Below are 18,619 nucleotides of genomic sequence, written 5' to 3'. Positions count from 1 at the left end.
GGCCCTTCACCGTGTGACGAGGATCAAACCCGGGACGGCTCCGCCGCCTCGGCGCCCTCGGCCGCCAGCATCTCCTCGCGGACCGCGGCCAGCGAGGGGTTGGCCCAGGCGCTGGCGACGCCCCAGTAGTAGAACGCCAGCCCGATCGCGGCGACGATCAGCAGGTCCCAGCCCTCCGGCAGGTAGCCGTGCCCGCCGAAGTCGGCGCTGCCCGCCCAGGAGACGCCGGCCATCACGAACAGGTACGCGACCATCCAGGCGCCCGCCTTCAGGTGCGGCTTCAGCACGGCGAACGGCTTGCGCAGCTCGTACCAGGCCCAGATCGGCAGACCGGCGGCCATCAGCAGGATGACCTTGCCGGTGAGCGGCCAGCGGGCCCAGTAGAGCACCAGCGAGCCGAAGATCATCGCGATCGGGGCGATCACCGGCATGGCGCGCAGCCGGACCGGCCGCGGCAGTTCGGGGGCCAGGCGGCGCAGCGCCATCACGGCGACCGGGCCGGTGATGTACGAGATCACGGTGGCCACCGAGACGATCTCGGCCAGCGAGCCCCAGCCGCGGAAGACCGCGAGGAACATGAACGCGACCACCAGGTTGAGCACCAGCGCCGGGCGCGGGATGCCGGTCTTGGCGTCGACCCTGCCGAAGATCTTCGGCAGGTGGCCGTTCTCCTGCACGCCGTGGATCATGCGCGAGGTGGTGGCGGCGTAGATCATGCCGGTGCCGGAGGGGGAGATGAAGGCGTCCGCGTAGAGCGTGATCGCGAGCCAGTTGAGGCCCCAGGCGATGGCCAGGTCGGCCAGCGGCGAGGTGTAGGAGAGGTTGCTCCAGCCGTTCGCCAGGTCGCCGCCCGGGATGGCGCCGAGGAAGGCGATCTGGAGCGCGACGTAGATCACCAGGGCGATCAGGATCGAGCCGATGACGGCCTTCGGCAGCGACTTGCCGGGGTTCTTGGCCTCGCCGGCCAGGTTCAGCGGGGACTGGAAGCCGTTGAAGGCCCAGACGATGCCGGAGACCGCGACGGCGGTGAACACCGAGCTCCAGCCGTTCGGCGCGAAGCCGCCGTGGTCGGTGAAGTGCGCCGAGTCGAAGTGCGCGAAGAGCAGCGCACCGGCGGTCACCGTCGGGACGACGACCTTGAAGACGGTGATCGCGGTGTTGGTCTTGGCGAACAGCGTGATCGCGAACCAGTTGAGGGCGAAGTAGACGAGCAGCAGCACGCTGGCCAGCGCCACGCCGCTGAGGGTCAGCTCCTTGCCGTCGTACAACCCCTGCGCCCAGCCGAAGTGCCAGGAGCTCATGTACTGCACGGAGGCGGTGGCCTCACCCGGGATGACCGAGACGATGGCGATCCAGTTGGCCCAGGCCGCCAGGTAGCCGGCCAGCGAGCCGTGCGAGTACTGGCCGTACCGGACCATGCCGCCGGCCTTGGGGAACATCGAGCCCAGCTCGCTGTAGGTGAGCGCGATGGTCAGCGCCACCGCGGCACCGATCACCCAGGCGAGGATCGAGGCGGGTCCGGCGAGCTTGGCGGCCCGCTCGGCACCGAACAGCCACCCGGAGCCGATGATCGACCCCAGCCCGACCGCGGTCAGGCTGATCGTTCCGAGCGATCGGCGGTAGTTCTGGTGTGATGCCGTCGACGATTCGGGCTCACTCAACGTATCGGTCCTCTCGCTCGTGGTTCATCGGGTGGTGTCGGTGTTTTTGCGATTTTGCGTCGGTATTTCGGACAAACGGAGAGCAGCCTAAGGTCCAAAAAGGGGCGAAAACCTCAGAGGAAGCTCAAACCATCCGATTGTTGCCATCTCGTGTCCGGCGTCCGGGCCGATGCGGACCGGCGAGGAGACGGACGCCACAGCGCCAGGGAGGGCGGTGGCCAGGGACGGCGACCGGGGCCGGCCCGGGGGAAAGGGGCGGCCCGAAAAACGAAATTCCCCGTGGAAGCCTTTCGGCCTCCACGGGGAATTTCGGCTGTGTCCGAGGGGGGACTTGAACCCCCACGCCCGATAAAGGGCACTAGCACCTCAAGCTAGCGCGTCTGCCATTCCGCCACCCGGACTGGGTGTGTGCTTCGGGGGCTTTTTCCTCGCCCCCTCGGCGACAGAGAGAACATTACCAGGGTTCTGGAGTGCTTCTCACCTGCGCTTCCTCGGGGCCGCGCCGACCGACATCCTGGTCGGGCCGCTCCGGGGCCACGGGGCCGCGGCGCACCGCCCGCACAGGTTGGTACGGCCTGTGAACGCGCTCGAATCCGGCCCGAACCGGTGGGGTCCGCGAAGGAACCGGTCGACTCCCGCACCGCCCGCGGTCGGTTGCGGCCGGAAGCGGTCCGACACGGGCAACTTGTCGACGGTGCCGCACCCGCCGCGACGGCTCTCCTAGCCTCTGTGGACCGAGGGCGCCATGAAGCGGATCGCCTGATTCCCGGGTCGCGGACGAAGGGCGGCTGGACGTGGAGCAGATCAGCGGAGCGGCGAAGGCCGAACCGAGACGCGGCAGGCGGGGGGAGGGCCCGGTCGGGGCCACGGCCTCCGCGGGCCCCACCGAGGGCGTGTGGCGCTTCCCGGTGCCCGCCACCGAGGCCTCGGTGCCGCTCACCCGGCACGCGGTGCGCGACCGCCTGCTGGCCCAGGGCATGACCGGGGTGCGCTACCAGGAGCTGGTGGACGACCTGCTGCTGATCGTCTCGGAGCTGGTGAGCAACGCGGTGACGCACGCCGCCGAGCTGTCGCCCGAGGTGGTCACCGAGCTGTCGCTGCGCCGGGCCTGGGTGCGGGTGTCGGTCGAGGACGGGGACCCGTACCGGCCGAAGGCGCTGGAGAACGACACCGGACGCACCGGCGGGCGCGGCCTGCTGCTGGTGAAGAGCGTCACCCTGCAGGCCGGTGGGGTGTGCGACGTCGAAGACACGGGGGAGGGCGGCAAGGTCATCTGGGCCTCGCTGCCCGTTCCCCCGGGGCCCGACCACTGACCGGCCGGGCCGGACGCCGGACCGACGGCCGACACCTCCGGACCGCCGGTCGGGACGGCCGGACCACCGGCCGGGGCGGGCGGACTACCAGTCCCGCCCGGCGATCTCCCGGATGCCCGGCAGCGCGGCCTCGAAGACCGTCTCGAACCAGACCGAGAACGGCCGCTCCGCCCGCAGCTCGCGCAGCTCCTGCGCGGTCACGAAGGCGAAGTCGTCCACCTCCTCCGGGGCGGGCTCGACCGGCGCGGTGACCAGTCCCACGAACAGGTGGTTCCACTCCCGCTCGATCAGCCCGGACGCCTCGTCCGGCAGGTCGTAGCGGACGGTGCCCGCCTCGCACAGCAGCGCCGGTGCGACACCCAGCTCCTCGGCGGTGCGCCGGGCGGCGGCGACGAACGGCGGCTCGTCCGGGTACGGGTGGCCGCAGCAGGTGTTCGACCAGACGCCGGGGGAGTGGTACTTGCCGAGGGCCCGGCGCTGGAGCAGCAGCCGGCCCTGGCGGTCGAACAGGAAGACCGAGAAGGCCCGGTGCAGCCGGCCCGGCTGCTGGTGGGCCCAGAGCTTCTCGCCGGTGCCGATCGTGACGCCCGCGTCGTCGACCAGTTCCAGCAGGATCTCGGTTCCGACGGGGGCGGACCCGGTGGCCCGGGGGTCGACCGTCACATCGGTCTCCACGTCGAGACCGGTGTCGATCTCGGCCGCGAAGTGCGTGGGATCGGTCGGAAGACTCTGGGGCATGGGGCCTCTTTCGGGAGCGGGAGCAACGGGAGCATCGGGTGTCTCCGACACACCGGGCGGAGTGCGGCGGACACAGCGGGGGCACCGGCGCCGGCGTCGGCATCCAGTCTGCCGTATGGGTGGCGGTCGGCAGGGGTCCCACGCACAACCGGGCGGATCATGACCCGGAGGAGTCGGAAACCGTCCAGAGAAGGGTCCGGGATGCCCTCGTAAGAGTCACAGAATTCGCAGAACCGTTCGGCGCGCGTTCGGAGCCCGTTCGACCGGTCCGGCGCCTCCTCACGGCCTTCCCGCACCGTCCCGCAGGCGGCGCCCGGGCGGATCCGGTGCGGCCCCCGGGCGGCCCGACGGCCGTTCGACGGGCCCTCGGCGGCCGCCCGTCCGCCGCCCCGCCGCCGCCCCTGGGCAGGGCGGGCGCGTTCTGGCCGGTGGCCCCGGTCGCCTACCATCACATACGACACGGTGCCCGGATCTGTGCCGGCACCGGCGCGCCGCCGCCCGGCCCGGTCGAACACCGGACCGGGGGTCCCGGTGGCGCCGCCGCCCCCGGCACGGCCCCGCGCACAGCACGACGGATCAGGAGACCCGCATGATCGGCCTCGTTCTGGCAGCCGGCGCCGGCCGCCGGCTGCGCCCGTACACCGACACCCTGCCCAAGGCGCTGGTGCCGGTCGACGGGGAACGGACCGTCCTGGACCTCACGCTCGGCAACTTCGCCGAGGTCGGTCTGCGCGATGCCGCGATCGTCGTCGGCTACCGCAAGGAGGCGGTGTACGACCGCAAGGACGCCCTGGAGAGCAAGTACGGCGTCAAGCTCCACCTCGTCGAGAACGACAAGGCCGAGGAGTGGAACAACGCCTACTCGCTCTGGTGCGCCCGCGACCTGTTCGCCGAGGGCCTGCTGCTCGCCAACGGCGACACCGTCCACCCGGCCTCCGTCCAGCGCACCATGCTGGAGGGCAACCGGCGCCTGACCGACGCCGGCGCCGCCCCCGGCATCCTGCTCGCCCTCGACACGGTGAAGAAGCTCGCCGACGAGGAGATGAAGGTCGTCGTCGACCCGGCCACCGGCATGCGCCGGATCACCAAGCTGATGGAGCCGGCCGAGGCGAGCGGCGAGTACATCGGCCTCACGGTGATCAACCCGTCCGCCGCCGCCGACCTGACCGACGCGCTGCGCGCCACCTATGAGCGCGACCCGCAGCTGTACTACGAGGACGGCTACCAGGAGATGGTGAACCGCGGCCTGCGGATCGACGTCCAGCCGATCGGCGAGGTCTCCTGGGTCGAGGTCGACAACCACGACGACCTGGCGAAGGCGCGGGAGATCGCGTGCCGGTACTGACCCGACTGGTCCCGTCGCCGCTGTTCGTCGAGATCCGCCCGGGCGCGCTGGACGCGCTCGGCGGCATCCTCGCGGACCAGCGGCTGTCGGCCTCGGGCCGGATCGCGGTCGCGATCAGCAACGGCTCCGGCTCGGCCATGCGCCGCCGCCTGGAGCCGGCCCTGCCCGGCGCCGACTGGTACAACGTGGACGACGGCAGCCTGGACAGCGCGGTGCGGCTGGCCGAGGCGATGCGCGGCGGCCACTACGACGCGATGGTCGGCCTCGGCGGCGGCAAGATCATCGACGCCGCCAAGTACGCCGCGGCCCGGGTCGGCCTGCCGCTGGTCGCGGTCGCCACCAACCTGGCCCACGACGGCATCTGCTCGCCGGTCTCCACCCTGGACAACGACGCCGGCCGCGGCTCCTACGGGGTGCCCAGCCCGATCGGCATCGTGGTCGACCTGGACGTGATCCGGCAGGCCCCGCAGCGCTTCGTGGCGGCCGGCGTGGGCGACGTCGTCTCCAACATCTCCGCGTGCGCGGACTGGGAGCTGTCGCACGCGGTGACCGGCGAGCCGGTGGACGGTCTGGCCGTGGCGATGGCCCGCTCGGCGGGCGAGAACCTGCTGCGGCACCCGGGGAGCACCCAGGACCAGGACCTCCTGACGGCGCTCGCCGAGGCCCTGGTACTGTCCGGCATCGCGATGAACATCGCGGGCAGCACCCGGCCCTCGTCGGGTGCCTGCCACGAGATCTCGCATGCCCTGGACGTGCTGTATCCCAAGCGGTCCGCCCAGCACGGCGAGCAGGTCGGCCTCGGCGCCGCCTTCGCCAGCTTCCTGCGGGGCGAGCGCGAGCTGACCGGTCTGATCGTGGAGCGCCTGGCGAGCCACGGACTGCCGGTGACCGCGGCTCAGATCGGCTTCACCGAGGCGGAGTTCACCGAAGCGGTGCACTACGCTCCGAACACCCGACCGGGGCGCTTCACCATCCTCGAACACCTCGACCTCTCCCCTTCCGCAATCAGGGACGCGTACGCCGACTATGTCCAAGCCGTCAACAGCTGACCCCTCCACCGCGGGCGCCGAACGGCCCCCGGTGGACCTGACCCGCAGGCCCTCGATCGAGGAACTGCGCGCGGTGATCCACCCGGAGGGCATGCTCCAGCGCCGCAGTGCCGAGCACTGGGCCGGTCGCCTGTACATGCGGAAGATCTCGCTGCGGATCACCCGGGTGCTCTCCACCGTGACGGCGATCACGCCCAACGGTCTGACGTACCTGATGATGATCACCGGCATCCTGGCCGGCGCCGCGCTGGTCCTGCCGGGCATCGCGGGCGCCGTCCTGGGCGCCCTGCTGATCCAGGTCTACCTGCTGCTGGACTGCGTGGACGGCGAGGTGGCCCGCTGGCGGCGGCAGACCTCGCTCACCGGCGTCTACCTGGACCGGGTCGGCCACTACATGTCCGAGGCGGCGCTGCTGACCGGCCTCGGCCTGCGCGCCACCGACCTGCTGCACCGCGAGGGCACCGGGTCGCACTGGGAGTGGGCCTTCCTCGGCACCCTGGCCGCGCTCGGCGCGATCCTGATCAAGTCCGAGACCGACCTGGTGGACGTGGCCCGCGCCCGCAGCGGCCTGACGGCCGTCGAGGACAGCGCCTCGGTGCCGCGTTCGGCCTCCGTCGCCAAGGCCCGCCGGGCGGCCTCCTTCCTGAAGTTCCACCGCCTGGTCGGCGCGGTCGAGGCCTCGCTGCTCATCCTGGCCGCCGGCGTCGCCGACGCCGTGCACGGCGGACTGCTCTTCACCCGGCTCGCGGTGGTCGTCCTGGCCGCGATCGCGATGCTCCAGACCGTGCTGCACCTGCTGAGCATCGTCCTCTCCAGCAGGCTGCGATGAGCGCGCCGGGCACGGCGGAGGACTTCCGCCTAGGTGCCGTGATCATCACCATGGGCAACCGGCCCGCCGAGCTCAACGCCCTGATCGAGGCCGTCCGCGCCCAGGAGGGCCCGGCGGTCGAGCTGGCCGTGGTCGGCCAGGGCGTGGAGCTGCCCCCGCTGCCGGAGGGCGTGCGCACCGTCGAGCTGCCGGAGAACCTGGGCATCCCGGGCGGGCGCAACGTCGGCATCGAGCTGTTCGGCCGGGACGGCGCGGAGGTCGACGCCGTCCTCTTCCTGGACGACGACGGCAACCTGCCGCGCACCGACTCGGCCCGCCTGCTGCGCGAGGCCTTCACCGCCGACCCGGAGCTGGGCATCGTCTCCTTCCGGATCGCCGACCCGGACACCGGTGTCACCCAGCGCCGGCACGTCCCCCGGCTGCGCGCCAGCGACCCGCTGCGCTCGTCCCGGGTGACGACCTTCCTGGGCGGCGCGAGCGCGGTGCGCTGCAAGGTGTTCGAGCAGGCCGGGCAGCTGCCCGCCGAGTTCTTCTACGCCCACGAGGAGACCGACCTCGCGTGGCGCGCGCTGGACGCCGGGTGGGCCATCGACTACCGGGCGGACGTGGTGCTGCACCACCCCACGACCTCGCCCGCCCGCCACGCGAGCTACTTCCACAACGTGGCCCGCAACCGGGTCTGGCTCGCGAGGCGGAACCTTCCGGCCCTGTTGGTGCCTCTCTATCTGGGAACCTGGTTCCTGCTGACCCTGGCCCGCCGCCCCTCCCCGGAGGCGCTGAAGGCCTGGTGGGGCGGGTTCCGGGCGGGCTGGCGCGAACCCTGCGGTGCGCGGCGGCCCATGCGGTGGCGTACCGTCTGGCGACTGACCAGGCTGGGCCGACCTCCGATCATCTGATCACATCTGATGGCATCCGCATCGGATGATCGATCGCTGCGGCCGGTGCCCACACACCGGCCGGCTCCCCCGAGATCCCAGTGGATCCCCATCGGCGCACGACCGGCGGACCCCGCCGACCGGCCGCCCCGACCGATCCCGCGTGAAGGACGAATGTGTCGACAGTGAGTGAACCCGTCAGCCTCTCGGCCCCCAGGGGGGCGGACGCGGGCCTGACCCCCAAGCAGCTTGCGGACAAGTACGGTCTGGCGGTGAGCGGCGCCCGTCCCGGCCTGTTCGCCTACTCCAAGCAGCTCTGGGCCCGGCGCCACTTCATCTGGGCCTTCGCCACCGCCCGCCTGGTGGCCCAGTACACCAACGCCAAGCTCGGCCAGCTGTGGCAGGTGGTGACCCCGCTGCTCAACTGCGCGGTGTTCTACCTGGTCTTCGGCGTGATCCTGGCGAGCAAGCAGGGCTTCCCGGACAACACCTACATCGCCTGGCTGTGCATCGGCGTCTTCGTCTTCCAGTTCACCCAGAACGCGGTGCAGGCCGGCACCCGGGCGATCTCCGACAACCTCGGGCTGATCCGGGCGCTGCACTTCCCCCGGGCCAGCCTCCCGATCGCCTTCACCGTGATCCAGCTCCAGCAGCTGCTGATCTCGATGGTCGTCCTGGTCGTCACCGTGCTCGCCGCCGGCATCACCCCGGGCCGGACCTGGCTGCTGATCATCCCGGCGCTGCTCCTGCAGACGCTCTTCAACACCGGCATCTCCCTGGTGATGGCCCGGCTCGGCTCCCGGACCAGCGACATCTCCCAGCTGATCCCGTTCGTGATGCGCGCCTGGATGTTCCTGTCCGGTGTGATGTTCAGCATCCAGGACAAGATCACGCACTGGCCGCACTACATCCAGACGCTGATGTCGCTGAACCCGGCGTCGATCTACATGGACCTGCTGCGGCACGCCTTCGCGCCGGTCATCTACAACCCGCACCAGCCGGTGCACCAGACCCTCCCGCCGCACCAGTGGGCGTACGGCCTGGCCTGGGGCGTGGGCATGTTCGTCGTCGGATACGTCTTCTTCTGGAAGGCCGAGGAGGAGTACGGCCGTGGCTGACATCGACCTGAGCAACAACGACACCGTCACGGACGCGGACGTCGCCCGCGAGCCCACCGTCGTCGTCGACGACGTGCACATCGTCTACAAGGTGCACGGCGCCGGCTCCGGCAAGGGCAGCGCCACCTCGGCGCTGAGCCGCATCATCAGCCGCAAGCGCGCCTCCGGCGTGCGCGAGGTGCACGCGGTCAAGGGCATCAGCTTCACCGCGTACAAGGGCGAGGCGATCGGCCTGATCGGCTCCAACGGCTCCGGCAAGTCGACCATGCTGGCCGCCATCGCCGGCCTGCTGCCGACCGAGAAGGGCGGCATCTACACCAACGGCCAGCCCTCGCTGCTGGGCGTCAACGCCGCGCTGATGAACGAGCTCACCGGTGAGCGCAACGTCGTCCTCGGCTGCCTGGCCATGGGCATGACCCCGGCCCAGGTGAGGGCCCGCTACCAGGACATCGTCGAGTTCTCCGGCATCAACGACAAGGGCGACTTCATCTCCCTGCCGATGCGCACCTACTCCTCCGGCATGGGCGCCCGGCTGCGCTTCTCGATCGCCGCCGCGAAGACCCACGACGTGCTGCTGATCGACGAGGCCCTCGCCACCGGCGACCAGGCCTTCCAGCAGCGCAGCAAGCGGCGGATCGACGAGCTGCGCAAGTCCGCCGGTACGGTCTTCCTGGTCAGCCACGACAACAACTCGATCCGCGAGGTCTGCGAGCGGACCATATGGATCGAGGCCGGCGAGCTGGTCATGGACGGACCCACCGAGGAGGTCGTGAGCCGCTACGAGCGCGGTGAGCGACCGTAGTCCCCGTCACACTCCCGCGGGGCCGGTTCCGGAGCTTCCGGAGCCGGCCCCGCGCCTTTCCCGCCGCCCGGCGCGGAGGCGAGCGCCCGGTGCCCCGGCGGGGCGCTCTTCTCCGGCGCGCCCGGGCGTGTCAGCCTGGTGGTCGCGGGGGCGGTGTGCCGTGCGTGACGCCCGCGCTCGGACGCGTGTCCGAGTCGGACCGGTCGTGCCAAGCGGTGTAGAACGGGGGAGTGACAGCAGTGTCGGCTTCGGCCCAGCCCAGAGATACGCCGGTGAACGGTTCCGCAGGACAGACCCTGGACAAGGCGGGCGCGGAGAACTTCCCCGTCGCCCCGTTCTTCCTGCCCGCGGCCTGGCGCGACGACCTGATGGCGGTGTACGGCTTCGCCCGCCTGGTCGACGACGCCGGCGACGGCGACCTGGCCGACCCGGCCGCCACCGCCCGGCTGCTCGGGGTCGAGCAGACGCCCCCCGCCACCCCTTCGGACCAGTCCGGCCCGCCGGCTCCGCAGGAGACCGCCTTCCGGCTCGCCCTGCTCGACGGACTGGAGCAGGACCTCGACCGGGTCTTCGAGACGGCCCTGCGCACCGCCGGCGGCTCCGGAGCGGCCGGCGTGGACCGCCCCCGCCACCCGCTGATGAGCGCGCTCGTCCCACTGGTCGACCGGCACGGCCTGACCCCCGAACCGTTCCGCCGTCTGATCGAGGCCAACCGGGTGGACCAGACCACCTCCCGCTACGCCACCTTCGACGACCTGATCGGCTACTGCACCCTCTCCGCCGACCCGGTCGGCCGCCTCGTGCTGGCCATCGCGGGCGTCTCCACCCCCGAGCGGACCGAACTCTCCGACGCCGTCTGCAGCGGCCTGCAGGTGGTCGAGCACATCCAGGACGTGGCCGAGGACCTGGCCCACGGCCGGATCTACCTGCCCGCGGAGGACCTGGCCCGCTTCGGCGTCACCGAGGCCGACCTGGCCGCGCCCTCCGCCGACGGCGCGGTGCGCGAGCTGATCGCCTTCGAGGTCGAGCGGGCCCGCACCCTGCTCGACCGCGGCGCACCATTGGTAGGTACGGTTCGGGGGAGGCTTCGACTGCTCCTGGCGGGATTCACCGCAGGCGGCTATGCGGCCCTGGCGGCCGTCGAGGACGCCGGGTACGACGTGCTCGCCCAGCAGGCGAAGCCGGACAAGCGCCGCCTCGCAGCGAAGGCGGCGGCCATCTTCGCGAAGGGAAGGTGAACGCCCGCGTGGCGGCATCACCACTGGCGTCGGCCCAGGTCATGGCGGCGTACCGGTACTGCGAGGCAGTCACCGGACTGCAGGCGCGCAACTTCAGCTACGGCATCCGGTTGCTGCCAGAACCCAAGCGGTTGGCCATGTCGGCCCTGTACGCCCTGGCCCGCCGGGTGGACGACATCGGCGACGGCGACCTCCCGGACGACCGCAAGGCCGAGGCGCTGGTGCGCACCCGGGAGCTGGTGGACGAGGTCCGCTCCGGGGTGGTCGCCGACGACGACACCGACCCGATCAAGGTCGCCCTGGCCGACGCGGCCCGGCGCTTCCCGATCCCGCTCGGCGGTTTCGACGAGCTGATCGACGGCGTCGAGATGGACCTCAAGGGCGCCGAGTACCAGACGTACGACGAGCTGAAGGTCTACTGCCGCTGCGTGGCCGGCGCGATCGGCCGGCTCTCGCTGGGCGTCTACGGCTGCGACGACCCGGAGCTCGGGGCGCGCTACGCGGACACCCTGGGCCTGGCGCTGCAGCTCACCAACATCCTGCGCGACCTGCGCGAGGACGCCCTGACCGGCCGCACCTACCTGCCCGCCGAGGACCTGGTCCGGTTCGGCTGCGAGCAGGGCTTCGCCCTGCCCGAGCCGCCGGTCGGCGCGGACTTCACCGGCCTGGTGGCCTTCGAGGCCGCCCGTGCCCAGGCCGCCTTCGAGGAGGGCCTGCGGCTGCTGCCGATGCTCGACCGCCGCAGCCGCGCCTGCACCGCCGCGATGGCCGGGATCTACCACCGGCTGCTCGGCCGGATCGCCGCCGAACCGGAGTCGGTCCTGCGCGGCCGGGTCTCGCTGCCGGGCTGGGAGAAGGCGTACGTGGCGCTTTCCGGGCTCGCCGGGGGGCGTTCTTGATTCTCGCAACAGTTCTGTCACGCTGTGTCAGCTGGGAATCACGTGCGGGTAGTTCCGTGTTGAACAAACGAGGATCTTCTTCAGGGACCGCCCGCGGGCGGTCCACCGACTGCGAGGGGGAGGGCCGATGACCGGGCGAGCCGATGCCGCGCGCCCGGCCGCCGTGGTGGTCGGCGGCGGCCTCGCCGGGATCACCGCCGCGCTGCGCCTCGCCGAGGCGGGCCACCGGGTCACCCTCGCGGAGGGGCGGCCCCGGCTCGGCGGCCTGGCCTTCTCCTTCCAGCGCGGCGAGCTCACCGTCGACAACGGCCAGCACGTCTACCTGCGCTGCTGCACCGCCTACCGCGGCCTGCTGGAGCGCCTCGGCGCCTCCCGGCTGGTCCACCTCCAGGACCGCCTCGACATCCCGGTGCTCTCCGTCACCGGGCCGCCGGAGGCCCCGGTGCGCACCCTGGGCCGACTGCGCCGGGCCGGCCTGCCCGTCCCGCTGCACCTGGCCGGCAGCCTGGCCCGCTACCCGCACCTGTCCCCGGCCGACCGCGCCCGGGTGGTCCGCGGCGCACTAGCCCTGCGGGGCCTGGACCTCGCGGACCCGGCCCTGGACGAGGTCTCCTTCGGCGACTGGCTGCGCCGCAACGGGCAGAACGCCGCCACCCAGGCCGCCCTGTGGGACCTGGTCGGCGTCGCCACCCTGAACGCCCGGGCCGACCAGGTCTCGCTGGCGCTCGCCGGGATGGTGTTCAAGACCGGCCTGCTCTCCGACCCGGGCGCCTCGGACATCGGCACCGCCGCCGTCCCGCTCGGCGTGATCCACCACGACCGGGCGCTCACCGAGCTGGAGCGGGCCGGCGTCCGGGTGCTGCTGCGGTCCCGGGTGGCCGAGCTGAAGCCGGCCGCGCCGCAGCACGCCGTCCGGCTGGAGGGCGGGGAACTGCTCACCGCCGACACCGTCGTGCTGGCCGGCGCCCAGGACAGCGCGGCCGCGCTGCTGCCGCCGAACGCGGTCCCCGGGCAGGAGCGGCTGGCCGGCTTCGGCACCGCGCCGATCCTCAACGTGCACGTGGTCTACGACCGCAAGGTGCTGCGCCGGCCGTTCTTCGCCGCGCTCGGCTCCCCGGTGCAGTGGGTCTTCGACCGCACCGCGCACTCCGGCCTGGCCGCCACCCCGACGGGCCGGGCCCACCCGGGCGCCCAGTACCTGGCGCTGTCGCAGTCCGCCGCGCAGGACGAGATCGACCTGCCGGTGGCCGAGCTGCGCGGCCGCTACCTGCCCGAGCTGGGCCGGCTGCTGCCGGCCGCGGCCCAGGCCGAGGTGCTGGACTTCTTCGTCACCCGGGAGCGCACCGCGACCTTCGACCCGGCGCCGGGCAACGGGGCGCTGCGCCCCTCGGCCCGCACCGAGGTCCCCGGCCTGCTGCTGGCCGGCTCGTGGACGGCCACCGGCTGGCCCGCGACCATGGAGGGCGCCGTGCGCAGCGGCCACGCCGCGGCCGACGCCGCGCTCGCCGCGGCCGGCGCCCGGACGCCGGTGGACCGCGGCGACGGGAGGTGGCCCAGGTGACGGCGGGCCCCGCCGCCGGAGAGCCCGCCAGAGCCGACGGGCGTACCGTCGAGCGCACCGGCGCATCCACCGGGAGCGGCCCGGCCGGCCGTACCGGCATCACCGGCACCGCTGGAACCACCGGCACCGGCACTCGATTCGACACCAGCCGCACCGACAGCGCCCGGCCGCCCCGTGCGGCCCGGCACCACGAGGAAGAGGGAACGCACGTGGAGTCACGCACCGGCTACGCCGTCGGAGGCACGGCGCACGCCGAACCGGTCTCGGTGCCGGAGCTGCTCGCCCGCAGCCGTACGCTCTGCACCCCGCCGCTACGGGCCGCCGTCGCCCGACTGGCCGCACCCATGGACACCGTCGCCGCCTACCACTTCGGCTGGATCGACCGGGACGGCACCCCGGTGACGGGGGACGGCGGCAAGGCCGTGCGCCCGGCGCTGGCGCTGCTGTCCGCCCGGGCCACCGGCGCGGCGGCCGAGGTCGGCGTGCCCGGTGGGGTCGCGGTTGAACTGGTGCACAACTTCTCCCTCCTCCATGATGATCTGATGGACGGTGACGAGACCCGACGGCACCGGGCCACCGCCTGGACGGTCTTCGGGCCGGCCCAGGCGATCCTGGTCGGCGACGCCCTGGCGACGCTCGGCACCGAGGTGCTGCTCGACGCCGCCGTGACCGGCGGGGCGAGCGCCACCGACGCCGCGCGCGCCGTCCGGCTGCTCACCACGGCGACCCGCCGGCTCATCGACGGCCAGGCCATGGACGTCGCCTTCGAACAGCGCGACAGCGTCACGGTCGCCGAGTGCCTGGAGATGGAGGGCGGCAAGACGGCGGCACTGCTGGCCGCCGCCTCGGCGATCGGCGCCGTCCTGGCCGGCGCCGACGACAAGGTCTCCGACTCGCTCCAGCGCTACGGCCACCACCTGGGCCTCGCCTTCCAGGCGGTGGACGACCTGCTCGGCATCTGGGGCGCCACCGAGGTCACCGGCAAGCCGCACTGGGGGGACCTGCGCCAGCGCAAGAAGTCCCTGCCGGTCGCCGCCGCCCTGGCCGAGGGCGGAGCGGCCTCGCGCCGGCTCGCCGAGGAGCTGGCCGACCCGAAGGGACGCGGGGAGGAGAGCGAGCCCGAGCTCGCCGCCCGCGCCGCGCTGATCGAGGACGCCGGCGGCCGCGCCTGGACCCGGGAGGAGGCCCGCCGCCAGCACACGACTGCCCTCGCCGCCCTGGACGAGGTGCCCATGACCGACGAGGTGCGGGAGCACTTCGTCGCACTCGCCGAATTCGTGGTGGTACGAGAGAGGTGACGTTACGTTGACAGCAACCGCGGACGGCCGGCTCGACCCTGAGTACGATTCCGAGCCGGTCGCGGTGGGCGACCGCCCCCCGGCCCTGCTGGGCACGGGGCGGTGGCAGCCCGAGGACACCGACCAGCCGCGGCCGGCCGGTGAGACGGACCACGGACCGGCCGACGCGCGGGAGGCCCTGGCCCGCGCCACCACCCACCTGCTCTCCCTGCAGTCGTCCGAGGGCTGGTGGAAGGGCGACCTGGAGACCAACGTCACCATGGACGCCGAGGACTTACTGCTCCGCCAGTTCCTGGGAATCCGCACCGAGGAGCAGACCCGCGCCACCGCCGAATGGATCCGCTCCCAGCAGCGCGAGGACGGCACCTGGTCCACCTTCCACGGCGGGCCGCCCGAGCTGTCCACCACCGTCGAGGCGTACGTCGCCCTCAAGCTGGCCGGGGACGACCCGGAAGCCCCGCACATGCTGGCCGCCGCGCGTTACGTCCGCTCCGCCGGGGGCATCGCGGCCGCCCGGGTGTTCACCCGGATCTGGCTCGCCCTGTTCGGCTGGTGGCCCTGGGAACGGCTGCCCGAGATGCCGCCCGAGATCATCTTCCTGCCCAGGTGGCTGCCGCTGAACATCTACGCCTTCGGCTGCTGGGCCCGCCAGACCATCGTCCCGCTGACGGTCGTCTCCTCCCACCGCCCGGTCCGTCCGGCGCCCTTCCCGCTCACCGAGCTGCACACCGACCCGAACGACCCGTACCCCCACCGGCCGCTCGCCCCCGCCACCACCTGGGACGGCCTGTTCGAACGCCTCGACAAGGCGCTGCACGCCTACCACCGCCGGGCCTTCCGCCCGCTGCGCCGACTGGCCCTCTCGCAGGCCTGCCGCTGGATCGTCGAACGCCAGGAGGCCGACGGCTGCTGGGGCGGCATCCAGCCCCCCGCCGTCTACTCGCTGATCGCCCTGCACCTGGAGGGCTACGAGCTGGAGCACCCGGTGATGAAGGCCGGACTCTCCTCCTTCGACCGCTTCACCGTGCACACCGAGGACGGCAAGCGCTGGCTGGAGGCCTGCCAGTCCCCGGTCTGGGACACCTGCCTGGCCACCATCGCCCTGGTCGACGCCGGGGTGCCGGCCGACCACCCGGCGCTGGTCTCCGCCGTCGACTGGATGCTCGGCGAGGAGATCCGCAAGCCCGGCGACTGGACCGTGAAGCGGCCCGGGCTCGCCCCCGGCGGCTGGGCCTTCGAGTTCGAGAACGACACCTACCCCGACATCGACGACACCGCCGAGGTGGTGCTCGCGCTGCGCCGGGTCGCCCACCCCGACCCGGCCAAGGTCGACGGGGCGGTGGACCGGGGCGTGCTCTGGAACCTCGGCATGCAGTCCAAGAACGGCGCCTGGGGCGCCTTCGACGTGGACAACACCAGCACGCTGCCCAACAAGCTGCCGTTCTGCGACTTCGGCGAGGTGGTCGACCCGCCGTCCGCCGACGTCACCGCGCACGTGGTGGAGATGCTCGCCGAGACCGGCCGCTCCCGCGACCCCCGGACCAGGCGAGGCATCGAGTGGCTGCTGCGCAACCAGGAGGCGGACGGCTCCTGGTTCGGCCGCTGGGGCACCAACTACATCTACGGCACCGGCTCGGTGCTGCCCGCCCTGGTGGCGGCCGGCGTCCCCGACGAGCACCCGGCGATCCGCCGGGCGGTGCGCTGGCTGGAGGACCGGCAGAACGCCGACGGCGGCTGGGGCGAGGACATGCGCTCCTACGACGACCCGGCGCGCTGGGCCGGGCGCGGCGACTCCACCGCCTCGCAGACCGCGTGGGCGCTGATGGCGCTGCTCGCGGCCGGTGAGGGGCCCAAGGACCGGGCCAACCCGGCGGTGGAGCGCGGAGCGGAGTGGCTGGTGCGCACCCAGCTGCCCGAGGGCACCTGGGACGAGCCGCAGTTCACCGGCACCGGCTTCCCGTGGGACTTCTCCATCAACTACCACCTGTACCGGCTGGTCTTCCCGGTCACCGCGCTCGGCCGCTACCTCAACGGCGCCCCGGGCACGATCCGGGCCGACGGAACCCCGGCGATCGGGACGGCGCGGTGACCACCGCGCCCCTGCTGGTGCTCTGCGCCCTGGGCCCCGAGGTCTGGGCCCTGCGCGGCGGCGACTGGCGCGGTGCGACCGGAGGGTCCCCGGTGCTGGTGCGCACCGGGGTCGGCCGGCGCCGCGCCGGGCTGGCCGTCCGGCGCCTGCTCGGCTCCGCCCCCAGCGGCTACGGCGCCGTGGTGGTGGCCGGCTTCGGCGCCGCGCTCGGCCCGGGCGTCCTGCCCGGCGACGTGGTCGCCGCCGACGGCGTGCGCGACGCCGAGGGCCACCTGTACCCGCTCGACTCCGGCGCGGAGCTCACCCGGGCGCTGAAGGAGCGCGGCCTGACCGTGCACACCGGCGTGCACCACACCGCCGACCACGTGGTGCGCGGCATCGAACGGCGGGCGCTGCACCTCCAGGGCGCGCTCGCCGTCGACATGGAGGCCGCCGCCGTCCTGGCCGTGCTGCGCGAGGTCCGGCCCGTGCTGCCGGCGGCCGTCCTGCGGGTGGTGGTGGACACGCCCGAGCACGAGCTGCTGCGGCCCGGCACCCTCCCGGCCGGGGTGCGCGCCTGGCGGACCCTGCGGGCGACGGTACCCGCCCTCGTCGACTGGTACCGGCAGGAGCGCGCGCCCGGCTCCGTAGACCTGAACCACCCCACATCCTCGACGCTCCCCCAGGAGGCGAGCTAGCCATGGCCATGCCGTTGCGCCAGACCGTGCGGGTCGGCACCTACCTCATGCAGCAGAAGCTGCTCAAGCGCCGGGACAAGTTCCCGCTGATCGTGGAGCTGGAACCGCTCTTCGCCTGCAACCTCGCCTGCGAGGGCTGCGGCAAGATCCAGCACCCGGCGGGCGTCCTGAAGCAGCGGATGCCCGTCGCCCAGGCGGTCGGCGCGGTCCTGGAGTCGGGTGCCCCGATGGTCTCGATCGCCGGCGGCGAGCCGCTGATGCACCCGCAGATCGACGAGATCGTCCGGCAGCTCGTCGAGCGCCGCAAGTACGTGTTCCTCTGCACCAACGCGCTGCTGATGCGCAAGAAGATGGACAAGTTCACGCCCTCGCCGTACTTCACCTTCGCGGTGCACATCGACGGCATGCGCGAGCGGCACGACGAGTCGGTGGCCAAGGAGGGCACCTTCGACGAGGCCGTGGCCGCGATCAAGGAGGCCAAGCGGCGCGGCTTCCGGGTCACCACCAACAGCACCTTCTTCAACACCGACACCCCGCAGACGGTCATCGAGGTGCTGGACTACCTCAACGACGAGCTCAAGGTGGACGAGATGATGATCTCGCCCGCCTACGCCTACGAGAAGGCCCCCGACCAGGAGCACTTCCTCGGCGTCGAGCAGACCAGGGCGCTCTTCCGCGCGGCCTTCGCCGACGGCAACCGCAAGCGCTGGCGCCTCAACCACAGCCCGCTCTTCCTGGACTTCCTGGAGGGCAAGGCCGACTTCGAGTGCACCCCCTGGGGCATCCCCAACTACTCGCTGTTCGGCTGGCAGCGGCCCTGTTACCTGATGGCCGACGGCTACGTGCCGACCTACCGCGAGCTGGTCGAGAAGACCGACTGGAGCAAGTACGGCCGCGGCAAGGACCCGCGCTGCGAGAACTGCATGGCCCACTGCGGCTACGAGCCGACCGCCGTCCTCGCGACGATGGGCTCGCTGCAGCAGTCGCTGCGCGCCATCACCGAGACCGTCAACGGCAACAAGGGCCGCTGAGCGGGGAGCCGACCTCCGGGTCGGCGCCCCGGCCCCGGGCCCCGCGCCCGGGGCCGGCTCCGCCCCCGCAGCCAGGCCGGCCCGCGCCCGGGCCCG

The 18,619-nt window shown here is 72.7% G+C and carries 16 protein-coding genes and 1 tRNA gene; 14 read left to right on the top strand and 3 right to left on the bottom strand.

Annotated features, from left to right (window positions below):
* Window positions 1-23: 23 nt before the first annotated feature.
* On the bottom strand, window positions 24-1,661 hold the full coding sequence (locus ACFU7Z_RS17265) for an APC family permease (protein ID WP_117492546.1): 1,638 nt from the start codon (window positions 1,659-1,661) through the stop codon (window positions 24-26).
* Window positions 1,662-1,977: 316 nt separating this feature from the next.
* Window positions 1,978-2,062, bottom strand: a tRNA-Leu gene (locus ACFU7Z_RS17260).
* Window positions 2,063-2,455: 393 nt separating this feature from the next.
* On the opposite strand from ACFU7Z_RS17260, the gene ACFU7Z_RS17255 reads away from it, so the two are divergent.
* Window positions 2,456-2,974, top strand: a complete 519-nt coding sequence (locus ACFU7Z_RS17255; protein ID WP_369808266.1) for an ATP-binding protein — start codon at window positions 2,456-2,458, stop codon at window positions 2,972-2,974.
* Between the two features lie 84 nt (window positions 2,975-3,058).
* Here the strand turns inward: ACFU7Z_RS17255 and idi are convergent, their stop codons facing one another.
* Complete coding sequence (gene idi, locus ACFU7Z_RS17250; RefSeq protein WP_079272473.1) at window positions 3,059-3,712, bottom strand: isopentenyl-diphosphate Delta-isomerase; 654 nt, start codon at window positions 3,710-3,712, stop codon at window positions 3,059-3,061.
* A 589-nt stretch (window positions 3,713-4,301) separates the two neighbouring features.
* On the opposite strand from idi, the gene ACFU7Z_RS17245 reads away from it, so the two are divergent.
* The 13 genes from ACFU7Z_RS17245 to hpnH all read left to right on the top strand — a co-directional run bounded on the left by ACFU7Z_RS17245 (window position 4,302) and on the right by hpnH (window position 18,523).
* Window positions 4,302-5,057, top strand: coding sequence for a sugar phosphate nucleotidyltransferase (locus ACFU7Z_RS17245; protein WP_049649809.1), 756 nt, complete (start codon window positions 4,302-4,304; stop codon window positions 5,055-5,057).
* Entirely contained in the window at window positions 5,045-6,106 is a 1,062-nt protein-coding gene (locus ACFU7Z_RS17240) for an iron-containing alcohol dehydrogenase family protein (protein WP_049649808.1), read from the top strand. Before ACFU7Z_RS17245 ends, ACFU7Z_RS17240 begins: the two co-directional genes overlap by 13 nt.
* 91 nt (window positions 6,107-6,197) lie before the next feature.
* On the top strand, window positions 6,198-6,935 hold the full coding sequence (locus ACFU7Z_RS17235) for a CDP-alcohol phosphatidyltransferase family protein (protein WP_380778005.1): 738 nt from the start codon (window positions 6,198-6,200) through the stop codon (window positions 6,933-6,935).
* Window positions 6,932-7,831: a glycosyltransferase family 2 protein gene (locus tag ACFU7Z_RS17230; RefSeq protein ID WP_049649807.1), complete on the top strand. Its 900-nt coding sequence runs from the start codon at window positions 6,932-6,934 to the stop codon at window positions 7,829-7,831. Before ACFU7Z_RS17235 ends, ACFU7Z_RS17230 begins: the two co-directional genes overlap by 4 nt.
* A 155-nt stretch (window positions 7,832-7,986) precedes the next feature.
* Window positions 7,987-8,928 (top strand): ABC transporter permease, encoded by a 942-nt coding sequence (locus tag ACFU7Z_RS17225; protein ID WP_049649806.1) that lies wholly within the window; start codon window positions 7,987-7,989, stop codon window positions 8,926-8,928.
* Window positions 8,921-9,730 carry an ABC transporter ATP-binding protein gene (locus tag ACFU7Z_RS17220; RefSeq protein ID WP_234348229.1) on the top strand — a complete coding sequence of 270 codons (810 nt, stop codon included), beginning with the start codon at window positions 8,921-8,923 and terminating at the stop codon, window positions 9,728-9,730. Before ACFU7Z_RS17225 ends, ACFU7Z_RS17220 begins: the two co-directional genes overlap by 8 nt.
* Before the next feature lie 272 nt (window positions 9,731-10,002).
* Window positions 10,003-10,968 (top strand): squalene synthase HpnC, encoded by a 966-nt coding sequence (hpnC, locus tag ACFU7Z_RS17215; RefSeq protein ID WP_380778004.1) that lies wholly within the window; start codon window positions 10,003-10,005, stop codon window positions 10,966-10,968.
* A gap of 41 nt (window positions 10,969-11,009) precedes the next feature.
* Complete coding sequence (gene hpnD / locus ACFU7Z_RS17210) at window positions 11,010-11,867, top strand: presqualene diphosphate synthase HpnD (protein ID WP_375876312.1); 858 nt, start codon at window positions 11,010-11,012, stop codon at window positions 11,865-11,867.
* 127 nt (window positions 11,868-11,994) lie between these two features.
* Complete coding sequence (hpnE, locus tag ACFU7Z_RS17205) at window positions 11,995-13,428, top strand: hydroxysqualene dehydroxylase HpnE (RefSeq protein WP_380778003.1); 1,434 nt, start codon at window positions 11,995-11,997, stop codon at window positions 13,426-13,428.
* Between the two features lie 209 nt (window positions 13,429-13,637).
* A complete protein-coding gene (locus ACFU7Z_RS17200) occupies window positions 13,638-14,726 on the top strand; it encodes a polyprenyl synthetase family protein (protein ID WP_063780402.1) in 1,089 nt (362 codons plus the stop codon).
* Between the two features lie 64 nt (window positions 14,727-14,790).
* Window positions 14,791-16,815 (top strand): squalene--hopene cyclase, encoded by a 2,025-nt coding sequence (gene shc, locus ACFU7Z_RS17195; RefSeq protein WP_049659813.1) that lies wholly within the window; start codon window positions 14,791-14,793, stop codon window positions 16,813-16,815.
* Complete coding sequence (locus ACFU7Z_RS17190; RefSeq protein WP_380778002.1) at window positions 16,812-17,492, top strand: 1-hydroxy-2-methyl-2-butenyl 4-diphosphate reductase; 681 nt, start codon at window positions 16,812-16,814, stop codon at window positions 17,490-17,492. The genes shc and ACFU7Z_RS17190 overlap by 4 nt, the downstream gene beginning before the upstream one ends.
* Window positions 17,493-17,494: 2 nt before the next feature.
* Complete coding sequence (gene hpnH, locus ACFU7Z_RS17185; protein ID WP_049649487.1) at window positions 17,495-18,523, top strand: adenosyl-hopene transferase HpnH; 1,029 nt, start codon at window positions 17,495-17,497, stop codon at window positions 18,521-18,523.
* Window positions 18,524-18,619 lie beyond the last annotated feature (96 nt).

Source organism: Kitasatospora sp. NPDC057518, from assembly GCF_042802075.1.
Lineage (GTDB): Bacteria > Actinomycetota > Actinomycetes > Streptomycetales > Streptomycetaceae > Kitasatospora.
This window is presented reverse-complemented; position numbering and strand designations above follow the sequence as displayed.